The 11,126-nt window shown below is 72.6% G+C and carries 8 protein-coding genes and 1 pseudogene; 2 read left to right on the top strand and 7 right to left on the bottom strand.

The features are described from left to right. Positions 1-58: 58 nt before the first annotated feature. The 4 genes from AB0B55_RS00635 to AB0B55_RS00620 all read right to left on the bottom strand — a co-directional run bounded on the left by AB0B55_RS00635 (position 59) and on the right by AB0B55_RS00620 (position 5,259). A complete protein-coding gene (locus AB0B55_RS00635; protein WP_013734295.1) occupies positions 59-178 on the bottom strand; it encodes a SapB/AmfS family lanthipeptide in 120 nt (39 codons plus the stop codon). A 5-nt stretch (positions 179-183) separates the two neighbouring features. Further along, a complete protein-coding gene (lanKC, locus tag AB0B55_RS00630; RefSeq protein ID WP_357169124.1) occupies positions 184-2,760 on the bottom strand; it encodes a class III lanthionine synthetase LanKC in 2,577 nt (858 codons plus the stop codon). 215 nt (positions 2,761-2,975) lie between these two features. Further along, positions 2,976-4,430: an alkaline phosphatase PhoX gene (locus AB0B55_RS00625; protein WP_357169121.1), complete on the bottom strand. Its 1,455-nt coding sequence runs from the start codon at positions 4,428-4,430 to the stop codon at positions 2,976-2,978. 112 nt (positions 4,431-4,542) lie between these two features. Further along, positions 4,543-5,259 carry a TetR/AcrR family transcriptional regulator C-terminal domain-containing protein gene (locus AB0B55_RS00620; protein WP_357125392.1) on the bottom strand — a complete coding sequence of 239 codons (717 nt, stop codon included), beginning with the start codon at positions 5,257-5,259 and terminating at the stop codon, positions 4,543-4,545. A gap of 103 nt (positions 5,260-5,362) precedes the next feature. Between AB0B55_RS00620 and AB0B55_RS00615 the strand changes: the two genes are divergently transcribed. After that, a complete protein-coding gene (locus AB0B55_RS00615) occupies positions 5,363-6,346 on the top strand; it encodes an NAD(P)-dependent alcohol dehydrogenase (protein ID WP_357125389.1) in 984 nt (327 codons plus the stop codon). 63 nt (positions 6,347-6,409) lie between these two features. Here the strand turns inward: AB0B55_RS00615 and AB0B55_RS00610 are convergent. The 3 genes and pseudogenes from AB0B55_RS00610 to AB0B55_RS00600 all read right to left on the bottom strand — a co-directional run. Next, positions 6,410-6,724 (bottom strand): annotated as a pseudogene (locus AB0B55_RS00610) (VanZ family protein); the annotation flags it as partial. 194 nt (positions 6,725-6,918) lie between these two features. Next, positions 6,919-8,025: a Gfo/Idh/MocA family oxidoreductase gene (locus AB0B55_RS00605; RefSeq protein ID WP_357125386.1), complete on the bottom strand. Its 1,107-nt coding sequence runs from the start codon at positions 8,023-8,025 to the stop codon at positions 6,919-6,921. Next, positions 7,995-8,705 (bottom strand): ThuA domain-containing protein, encoded by a 711-nt coding sequence (locus tag AB0B55_RS00600; protein ID WP_357169118.1) that lies wholly within the window; start codon positions 8,703-8,705, stop codon positions 7,995-7,997. The genes AB0B55_RS00605 and AB0B55_RS00600 overlap by 31 nt, the downstream gene beginning before the upstream one ends. A 170-nt stretch (positions 8,706-8,875) precedes the next feature. Here AB0B55_RS00600 and AB0B55_RS00595 point away from each other — a divergent pair, with 170 nt between their 5' ends. Beyond that, complete coding sequence (locus tag AB0B55_RS00595; RefSeq protein WP_357169115.1) at positions 8,876-11,113, top strand: tetratricopeptide repeat protein; 2,238 nt, start codon at positions 8,876-8,878, stop codon at positions 11,111-11,113. The last annotated feature ends 13 nt before the right edge of the window (positions 11,114-11,126 follow it).

The raw sequence follows: 11,126 nt of genomic DNA, 5'->3' as shown, positions 1-11,126 counted from the left end.
GCGGTCGCCCTGGGTGGGCACGTCTACCCACCCAGGGCGATCACGTTCGTGCGACGGATCAGTTGCAGGTCGTGACGGAGAGCGAGCTGTCGCCGCAGAGCAGCAGGCTCGCCCGGCTACCGCCACCCGTGCGGTCGGCCGGAGCCATCTCCAGGCCCTGGAGGTCCAGAAGCGCCATGTCGTTCACCTCCCTTCCATTCCTTCGTCGATCCGGTCGCCCCCGCTGTCGCGGGGGAGTCTCTGCGCGCCCGGCAGGGGCGCGAGGAAGGGCAGCACCGGCGGGTTGTCGTCCCGCGCGCAGGTCAGCGCGTACAGCACGCCGGCGGTGCCGGTGCCGAAGTCCATCGAGAGCCGGAGCAGCTGCTCACCGGGGAAGGCGGTCCCCTCCCGGTACGGCAGCGCGTGCCAGGCCAGCCGGTCCACCTGCGCGTCGAGCTCCCGGCGGTCGCCGTCGTGAACTGAGGCGGCGAGGTAGGTGATGATGCCGGCCCGGCCGGCGAAGAGCCCGGTCTGCGCGTAGAACGGTGACCGTGCCGCACGGCGGATCCCCGCGCTGGCCTGTGCGAACCCGTCGTCGTCGCGATGGCGCAGGTACTGATCGAGAACCAGTCCGATGCCGACGCTGCCGTGTGCCAGGTACGGCATGGTCCGCCAGCCCTCGTTGACCTCCAGGGCGCCGTCCGGGCGCAGCACGCACCGGCGCAGATCCTGGCGCAACGCCGTGGCGGCGTGCCCCAACAGGTCCTCGTCGCCGCTGAGCTCGTAGAGCCGCAGCAGCGTCAACGCCGGTCCGGTCCGGCCGCGCAGCAGCCCGGCGTACGGGTGGCGTCCGCCGCTGATGTCCGGGCCGGGATCGTCGGGCAGCTGCCCGATCAGCCGCTCGGCGGCCCGCCACGCGGCATCGCGCAACGACACCTCCCCGGTACGGGCGGCCAACTCGGCCAGGTTGAGCGCGATCCCGGACACTCCGCTCGCCAGGCTGTGGTCGAGTCCGTCCAGCGGCTCGCGCAGGCAGATGTCGAGCACGTCCAGCGCATCCTGCCGGCGGCCGAGGCTCTCGAGGGCGTGGGCGACACCGTGCAGGCCGTCATAGAAGCCGCAGCGGGTGCCGGACGGGGGCGCGGTCGCCCGTCGTACCAGCCAGTCCTCGTGTTCGGGCCACCGTCCGACGCCGCTGGTGTGCAGCGCGTACAGCACTCCCGCCGCCCCGTGGGCGAGGTTGAGGCCGCCGCTGCGGAACTGCTCGATGTCGCCGGGGAAGAGCCGGTCGGCGCGTGTCGGGGTGGCGCTGGCCAGGATGGCGCTCGCCAGCCTGTCCCGGGTGACGGGTGCGTCGTGCGCGGCCGTCACCTGCGGGCCGCCGGTTATCTCCTCGACCGCCGGGTCGAGGAAGGACCTCGGCACTGGAAAGTTCGCGGCGATGACGTCGGCCAGGTGCGCCGCCTTCGCCGGGGCGAGCCGCACCAGCTGGGTCAGCGGCAGGAACAGCGCCAACCGCAGGCAGGCCAGGGCGTACCTGTCGACCGCCGGTCCGGTCCGGTCGCGGGGAGCCGCGAAGCCCTGGTTGCGCAGCCCCGGTCGGCGGTGCCCGTCGATCGGCGCGGCCACCTCGAAGTCGACGAGGGCGACCCGGTCGTCCGGACGGATCATGATGTTGAACAGGTGCAGGTCGCCGTAGACCAGGCCGCGTTCGTGGATCGCCGCGATGAGGGACTCGACCTGCTCGTGGACGTGCCGGGCCCAGCGGGCGTACGCCGCCCGGTCCTCGTCCGTCGCGTCCGCGTCGATCAGCGGATACCTGTCGACCAGCACCTTGTTCAACGGTCGACCCTCGATGAACTCCAGCGCGAGGAACCGGTGCTCGCCCAGCTCGAACTCGTCGTGCACCCGGGGCACCTGGGGCAGGTCGGCGAGTTGCCGCAGGGCGTCGGCCTCGCGGGCCAGCCGGGCTACGGCGTCGGCGCCGTCGGCGTCGAGGCCGGCGTGCGGCCGGGCCTCCTTCAGCACGACCTCGGTGTCGGTGCGCAGGTCGCGGCCCACGTACAGGCCACCGCCGTTGGAGAAGTGGATCACCCGTTCGATCCGGTACGGCACCTGGTCGGTGCTGGTGCCGCTGCGCGCCGCGAGGTGCGGGCCGAGGAAGTCGGGCAGGGTGACCCAGGACGGCACGTGGAAGACGGGATCGCGCCGGTCCGGCACCAGCGTGCCGGAGTCGTCCTCGATCGCCGGCACCACCTGACCGTCGGGCGAGTGGCAGTAGCGGGCGGCGAAGCCGCCGTAGCGCACGTGGATCGGGCCGGCGCCATAGCGCAGGTCGCTGAGGATGTACGGCCCGGACTCGCCGGTGAGCAGCTCGTCGAGCTCCTTGCAGACCAGCTCCAGCTCCGCCTCGTCGCGCGGGTAGACGGTGACGAACTTGCCGCTGGCGGCCCGGGAGGCGTACTTGGAGTTGCGCAGCAGCAGTGTGCGGGGCCCTCGGAGGAACTTGAAGGACAGGCCCCGGGGTACGCAGTAGTCCCAGACGGCGTCCAACACGCGCTCGGCGTTCGCCAGACCCGCCGACACGTGGATCTTCCAGCCCTGCTGCGGCAGCGAACCGCCGTCCGGGGCGTAGATCAGCCAGTCGTCGAGCGGCTCACGACGCCAGCCGGTCGGGATGTCCCGCTCGGCGGCCGGAAAGACCGGCTGCGCGACGGCGCTGCCGAGCGAGTCGTAGAACAGGCGATCCGCGGCGCAGTAGCTGTCGTAGCGTTCGTCCACTGTCCCGCCGCCTCTCGATTCCGGCCGGCTGCTGTCGTCCGGCGTTGCATCGAGTCTCATCGACGGGGCCCGGTGGGCTCCAGTGCGCTAAGTCACCGACCGTGATGCGAGGTGCACACGAACTCGTGACAATAGTCAGGCACTGCCGAGGTTTGAAAAGACGACAGGTGGGCACCGGGCCGTCGCCCGATCCCCACCTGTCGTCGCGCACGTCGTCAGCCCAGGTACTTCTCCCACGGGCCGGTGATCGCCAGGGTCAGGCCCGGGTCCTGCATGTTGACGAACAGCACCTTCCCGTCGGCGCTGAAGGTCGGGCCACAGAACTCCGAGTCGTTGAGCTGGTTGCGGGCGATCGCGTACGTCGGCCCGCCCGGGATGGTGCTGAGCACGTGCGAGGCGCCCTTGCCGTCCTCGGCGAGCACGAGGCTCCCCCACGGGGTGACCGTCACGTTGTCCGGGCCGTCGAAGGTGATGTCGGTGTACTTGACCGGCGTCCCCTCCTCGGCGGCGGCCTGGTGCGGGAAGTACGTCACGAGCTGGATGGTCTGGTCCTTGAAGCTGTAGAACCAGACCATGCCGTCGTGCGGCGCCGCGTCGGCCGGCAGGTCGCCCTCGTCCCAGGCGTAGGAGTTGACGACGTACACGCCCTCGTCGGTGCTCCAGACGCCCTCGAACTTGCGGCCACGGGTGACCTGACCGTCGGCGAACTGCTCGCGTACGGAGGTGTGCCGCGCGTCGCGGTCCGGCACCTCGATCCACCGGACCGGGAACGGGCGGCCGAGCTGGGCGGAGGTCAGGTAGGCGACGTCCGGCAGCACGGAACCGTCGTCCATGATGATCTGCATGGCGGCGAGGACACCGGCGTCCGGCGCGAGGCGGGTCAGCACACCCGGGCCCAGCTTCACGCCGCGCGGCGCGGACCAGCGGTAGAAGAGGCCGTTGGGCTCGTCGGCGTCCTCGGAGAGGTAGACGTGGGTGCGGTCCCGGTCGATCGCCAGCGCCTCGTGGGAGTAGCGACCCAGACACTTGATCGGCCGCGGGTCAGCGCTGCCGTCGGCCCAGACCTCGAAGACGTACCCGTGGTCCTTGGCGTAGACGCCGGAGCGGTCGCCCTCCTCCCACCTGTCGCCGGCGCGGTCCTCGGTCTCCTCGCAGGTCAGCCAGGTGCCCCACGGGGTCGGGCCGCCGGCGCAGTTGGAGATGGTGCCGGAGAGGGCGACGAACTCGCCCAGGTTGCGGCCCGCGAGATCGGTCGTGATCACCGTGCAGCCACCGGCGTCGACGGCGCCCGGGTCGTAGACGGTGCCCTTGACGTGCGGTACGCCGAACTCGGCGCCCGGGTCGATCTCGTGGTTCTGGATCAGGGTGTAGCGGCCGCGTCCGGCGTCGTAGACGGCCATGCCGTCGTGGTCCGCCGGGGTCACGCCCTGACCACGGTCGAGGCGGGTGACGCCGGTACGGGTGACGATCGTGTAGCGGAAGCCCTTGGGCAGGGCCAGGATCCCCTTGGGGTCGTCCACCAGCGGCGGGAAGGGAACGCGACCAGCCCCGCCCGGCGAGTGCGGTCGGGCGGGGCTGGCCTGCGCCAGGGACGGCAGGCCACCGGCGACGGCGAGGCCCACACCGGCGGCGGCGCCGCCGGCGAGGAAGGTACGACGGGAGGAAGGCACGGGGATCAGCTCCTGATCAAGACAGTGCGACGGCCGAAAGCCAACCCGCACCGATGAACACCGAAGCGTCAGCTGTGGGCTCCACCGGTGACATCGGGGTGAAGAAACGGCGTCACCGGGGTCGTCGCGGTGACGCCCAGCCCTGCTCGTGCAGCCGTTCGATGCCGTCCAGCAGCAGGTCGAGCGCGAACTCGAACTCGAACTGGTCATCGCAGCCCTGCCCCACGACCGACTCGTCGTCGTGGGACGCCGCGGTGGCGATCTCCGCCAGGTGTGGGAACCGGGCGGCGAACTCCGGCGGCATCGCCGCGGCGGGTTCGGGGCTGGCCGCTCCGGACCGACCGGCGCGGCGGGAGTCGTCGAACAGCTCCTGGCTGAAGCCCAGCACCCGGCTGCCCATCGTGTGCATGACGTGGTGTGCGAGGTTCGCGGAGAACCCACCGGCCCGGAGGGTGCCGACCACCGAGTCGAGGTAGGCCAGGACGGCCGGCGTCGCCATGGTCCGCGACTCGATGGCCAGCGGCGCCCAGGGGTGCCGGCGCAGCACCGCCCGCGCCGAGAGGATGCGCCGGCGGATGGCGTCCTTCCAGGTGGTGTCGCGCTCGGGTGGGTCGATCTGGCCGACGACCACGTCGATCATGCCGTCGAGCAGTTCGTCCTTGTTGGCCACGTGCTTGTAGAGAGCCATCGGCACGACGCCCAGGTCCTGGGCGAGGTTGCGCATGCTGAGTGATTCGATGCCGGTCTCGTCGGCGAGCGCGACGGCCGCCCGCAGGATGCGGTCCCTGCTCAACGGCGTACGGCGCAGCGTCTCAGCCTGCTCGACCATCTCGTCCTCGTCCTGTCCGGCGGTTGTTGAACGATAACCACCATTGACAGGTGTACGGCGTACACTTACCGTTGGTGTACGCCGTACACCCCAGGGAGGGGCCATGAAGGCGATCGTGCAGGACCGGTACGGCGGCCCGGAAACACTCGTTCTCGGCGACGTCGACACGCCGACACCCGCCCCGAACGACGTGCTCGTGCGGGTGCGGGCCGCCTCGCTCAACGCGTACGACTGGCACGCCATGCGCGGCGATCCCCGGATGGCGCGGTTGGCGATGGGCCTGTCGCGGCCCCGCGCACGCATCCGCGGCCGGGACATCGCCGGCCGCGTCGAGGCCGTCGGGGCCGACGTACGCGACATCCGGGTGGGCGACGCGGTCTTCGGCGACCTCGGCGACGCCAACGGCGCGTTCGCCGAGTACGCGTGCGTGCCCCAGACGCAGGTCGCACAGCTGCCGACGAACCTGACCCCCCAGCAGGCGGCGGCCCTGCCACTGGCCGGCACCACGGCGCTCCTGGGACTCTGCGACGTCGGGCGGGTCGAGCCCGGTCAGCGCCTGCTCGTCAACGGCGCCTCGGGCGGCGTCGGCACCCTCGCGGTGCAACTGGGCAAGGCGCTCGGCGCGACCGTGACCGGGGTCTGCAGCACCCGCAACGTCGACCTGGTCCGCTCCCTCGGCGCCGACGACGTCGTCGACTACCGCCGGGACGACTTCGCCGACGGCTCACGCCGCCACGACGTCGTGCTCGACCTGGTCGGCAACCGCTCCCTCACCGACCTGCGGCGCGCGCTGACACCGACCGGGACGCTGGTGCTCTCCGGCGGCGGCGTGTACGGCGGCGGCAGCCTCGTCGGGCCGGTGTGGCTGATCGCGCGCGGACGACTACTCGCGCCGCTGGTCCGGCAGCGCATCGTCACGCTCACCACGACGCCGGGCCGGCAGCACCTCGACACGCTCCGCGCCCACGTCGAGGCCGGCCGCCTCACCCCGGTCGTCGACCGGACGTACCCGCTGCACGAGGTGCCCGACGCCATCCGGTACGTCGAGGGCGAACACGCGCGGGCCAAGGTCGTCATCACCATCTGACGTCCGCCGCGCGACCGCATCCGCCGGTACGGACGTCCACCAGCGTCGCGACGCCAGCGCGGCCAGACCCGCACCGGCGGCGTTGAGCAGCACGTCGTCCACCGAGGACACCCGGTCGAGCCGCAGGACGTACTGCGCGGCCTCCACCAGGACCGAGCAGCCCGCCCCGAGCAGCAGAACCCGGCGCACCGACGTCAACGCCGCGAACCGCAGCGGGGCGAAGAACCCCAGCGCCGCGAACACCAGCAGATTGCCGACGATCTGGCCCGTCGCCCTCGACGGGCCACCATCGACGACGATCGTGATCAGATCGCGTAGCGGCACGAGGTTCACCCGACCGGCGACGACGCCGGCCGCCGACCCCGGCAGGAGGATCATCCACACCCACGGCACCGTCCCGTAGGCGATGCCGACCTCCGCCGCCGACTTGCGCCACGCGTGCGGGTCACCGGCGGCCCGCCGACGACGCGCCAGGGCCCACACCGCCAGCGCGGCCAGCGGCAGGACGACCACCGTGACGAGGGCGACGCCGGTGAAGGTGCCGAACCAGCCGTGCCAGCCCCGGAGCATGGCTATCCGACGCCCTTCCACTGCGTCGCCGGGGTGAGCGGCACGGGCACGGGTCGGCGCGGCGTCGTCGTCAGCTCGATCCGGCGGCCCTGCGCCGCCGACTCCAGCAGCGCGGTCATCGTCTCAAGGACGTGCAGGGCGACGTCGCCACCGGCGCGGGGCGCACGCTGGTCATCGGCCAGGACGAAGTCGAGCAGGCCGATCCCCCGGCCGCTCTCGGCGTACCCGGCGCGCGCCTGGAGGGCACGCCACTCGTCGCCACCGAGCGCGAAGTGGCGGACCTCGCCGTCGAAGTAGTTCGGGTCCGGCACGGCGAGCGTGCCGGTCTCCCCGTGGACCTCGATGGGCGCGGCGGTCGTCGCGATGCCGTCGAAGCTCGTGGTGATCGTGGACAGCGCGCCGTCGACGTGTTCGAGGACGCCGGTGACGTGGGTGTCCACCCGAACCGGGATGTGCTCACCGGCGCGTGGGCCCGAACCGATGACGCGCTCGGAGCGCAGGCGGCTGGCGGCCCCGACCACCGCGCGGACCGGCCCGAGCAGGTGCACGAGCGCCGAGATGTAGTACGGCCCCATGTCGAACAGGGGGCCACCGCCGGGGGTGTAGTAGAAGTCCGGGTGCGGGTGCCAGCGCTCGTGACCGGCCGTGACCATGACGGCCGTCGCGGACATCGGGCGGCCGATCAGGCCGTCGTCGATCGCCGCACGCGCCGTCTGCGTGCCCGTGCCCAGGACGGTGTCCGGCGCGCATCCGATGTGGACGCCCGCCGAGGCGGCGCGGTCGACGATCGAGCGGCCGTCCGGGAACGTCACGGCGAGCGGCTTCTCGACGTACACGTTCTTGCCGGCGTCGATCGCGGCGCGTGAGACGTCGGCGTGCGCCGCGGGGATCGTCAGGTTGAGCACCGTGTGCACGTCCGGGTGGGCGAGCAGGCGCTCGACGCTCATCGCCGCACTGCCGGGGACCGTGGCCGCCGCCGCGGCCGACCGGGACTCGTCGAGGTCGGCCAGCGCGGCGATCCGCACCGCGGGGTGGTGCGCGAGGGTGTCCAGGTACGCGCGGGAGATGACCCCGAGACCTACGATGCCGACGCCGTGCGGGTCGCCCACACCATCCCCCTCTCGATGACGGTACGTACCGACGGGTGCTCCAGCACGTCGAGGTTGTGGCCCGGAGTTGTCACGACGACGCGGCCCGCGCCCCAGCGGCGGGTCCAGATCGCCGGCGAGGTGACCGACCGGTGCCACGGATGCCACTCCCGCGTGGGGTGGGTGGTGACGGCCAGGACGTCGATCAGGTCGTCGTGCAGCACCCAGTACTGCTCGCTGACCAGGTCGAAGTCCTCGATGCCGGCGGTGATCGGGTGTTCCCGGCCGAGGTCGGTGACGCGCACGCTGTGCGGCAGGAAGTTGTCCTCCTCCCCACCGTGGCGCTCGCACGGCTCCTTGCCCGGGTGGGTGGCGAACTGGCCGCCCACCAGGTGCAGGTACTCCGCCGAGGCACGGAACGCGTCCACCATGCCGCCGTGCCAGCCGGTGAAGCCCGTGCCGGCGACGACCGCCGCGGCGAGTCCGGCCACCTGGGCCGAGGTGATCTCCGACATCGTCATGCACTGCACGATCAGGTCGGTGCCGGCCAACTCGTCGGCATCGGCGTAGATCTCCGTCGACTCCTCGACCCGTACCGCGTAGCCGTTGCGTTCGAGGAAGGGGATGAACAACTCGGTCGCCTTGACCGGCTGGTGCCCTTCCCATCCGCCTCGGACCACAAGTGCTCTCAGCTGCGTCACCGTCGCTCCTTCCACCGTCCGTCGCCACCGGGCCGACCGCTGCCGCCCCGGCGTTTGTCGGGCATCGAAACCGTACCCGTGCGGCCGTGTCACGGCACGGCGCGGTGCGTGCCGGATCGTACGTCGGATGGCCGATTGTCCACGCTCAGCGCCGTCGATACGGTGATTCCGTGTTCGGGGAGGCCGTGCAGGAGCTTCGGCGCAGCAGCGCGTTGACCCAGGAGGATCTGGCCGCGAAGACCGGGCTGTCGGTCCGTCACCTGCGGGACCTGGAGGCCGGGCGGATCGCCCGACCGCGTCCCGCGACGATGCTGTTGCTCGCCGACGCCTTCGGTCTACAGGGGTCGAGACGGGACCGTTTCCTCGCCGGGGCCCCCACCCCACCCCCGTCCAGTGGCGTTCCGGCGCAGTTGCCGGCGGACGGTTTCGGCTTCGTCGGCCGCGAGGGCGCGCTGGCCCGCCTCGACGAGATCCTGGCCCGGTCGGTGGATCAGCCGACCGCGATGGGGCTCGCGATCGTCTCCGGCACCGCCGGGGTGGGCAAGACCGCGCTCGCGGCGCACTGGGCGCACCGCGTCGCCGCGCACTTCCCCGACGGCCAGCTCTACGTCAACCTGCGCGGCTTCGACCCGGGCGGCGTCCCGCTCAGTCCGAGCACGGCGCTCGCCGGGTTCGTCAACGCTCTCGCGGGACCGGCGGCCCGCCCGTCGACCGGGCTGGACGAGCAGGTCGCCCGGTACCGGAGCCTGCTGGCCGGCCGACGGGTGCTCGTCGTGCTGGACAATGCCGGCGACGCCGACCAGGTACGCCCGCTGCTGCCGGGAGCGCCGGGCTGCTTCGTCCTCGTCACCAGCCGCCACCAGTTCCTGGGCCTGGTCAGCGTGAACGGCGCCCATCCGGTCACCCTGGACGTCATGTCCGGGGCCGAGTCCCGCGCGCTGCTGACCCGACGCCTCGGCGCGGAACGCGTGGCCGCCGAGCCCGAGGCCGTCGACGCCATCGTCGGCGCTTCCGCCGGGCTGCCGCTGGCGCTGTCGGTCGTGGCCGCCCGCGCGGCGATCCACAGTGGGTTCCGGTTGACGGACCTGGCCGCGCACCTGCGCCCGGAGGCCGATCGCCTCGACGCCTTCGACGGCGGTGAACCCGTCACCGACCTGCGGCTGGTCATGTCCTGGTCGTACCGGACGCTCGACCCGGCCACCGCCGGGCTGTTCCGGCTGCTGAGCGTGCATCCGGGCCCGGACTTCGCCGTCGCGGCGGCGGCCAGCCTCGCCGGGATCACGCCCGCGCGGGCCCACCGCCACCTGACCGAGCTGACCCGGGCCCACCTGCTCAACGAGCACCGGCCCGGCCGGTTCACGTACCACGACCTGCTGCGCGCTTACGCCGCCGAGCTGACGGCGGTCGAGGACGGCGAGGCGGACCGTCACGCGGCCCGTACCCGCCTGCTCGACCACTACCTCGGCGTCGCGTACGCCGCCGACGAACTGCTCTATTCGCAGCGGGACCGACTGCCGATCGACCCGCCGGGGCCGGGGGTCGCGCCGGTGCCACTGGCCGACCGGGACGCGGCGCTGGCGTGGTTCACCGACGAGCACCCGGTGCTGCTCTCGGCGCTGCGGCTGGCCGCCGACCACGGTTTCGACCGTCACACGTGCCACCTGGCCTGGGCGATCACCACCTATCTCAACCAGCGCGGCTACTGGGAAGACTGGACCGGCAGCCTGCGGGCGGCGTTGTCGGCGGCCGTCCGGCTGGCCGACGACCGGGCCGAGGCGTACGCCCACGGGGTGCTCGGCTTCGCCGGCATCGCGCTGCACCGGTACGCGGACGCGCAGCGCCACCTGGAGCTGGCGTACGACCGGTACCGGCGGCTGGACGACCTCGCCGGGCAGGCCCGCGCCGAGCTGAACCTCGGCTGGATCCGCGACCAGACGGGCGAGCCCGAGTTGGCCCTCGGCCACGCCCGGGAGGCGCTGCGGCTGCACCGGCAGGCCGGCCACGTCACCGGCCAGGCCTTCGCGCTGAACGCGGTGGGCTGGTCCCAGGGCCAGCTCGGCGACCACCACGCCGCGATCGAGAGCTGCCAGCAGGCGCTGGCCCTGTTCACGTCGGCGGAGAACGTGCTCGGGCAGGCGATCACCTGGGGCAGCCTCGGGCAGTCGCACCTTCAGCTCGACGCGTTCACCGACGCGGTCACCTGCTACGGGCACGCTGTCCGCCTGCGCCGCGAGATCGGTCACCGCCGGTTGGAGGCGGACGCGTTGGTGAGTCTCGGCGACGCTCACCTGGCCGCCGGCGACGCCCCGTCGGCCCACCTGGCGTGGCAGCGGGCGCGGGACATCCTCTCCTCGCTCGGCGAGGCCGACACCGGGGCGCTCGACGCCAAACTCGCGCAGCCGCGCTGAGGGCCCCAGGTGC

The sequence above is a fragment of the Micromonospora sp. NPDC049107 genome, from assembly GCF_040648595.1.
Taxonomy (GTDB): domain Bacteria; phylum Actinomycetota; class Actinomycetes; order Mycobacteriales; family Micromonosporaceae; genus Micromonospora.
Note: the sequence above shows the minus strand (reverse complement) of the source record. Positions and strands in the feature narration are given on the sequence as shown.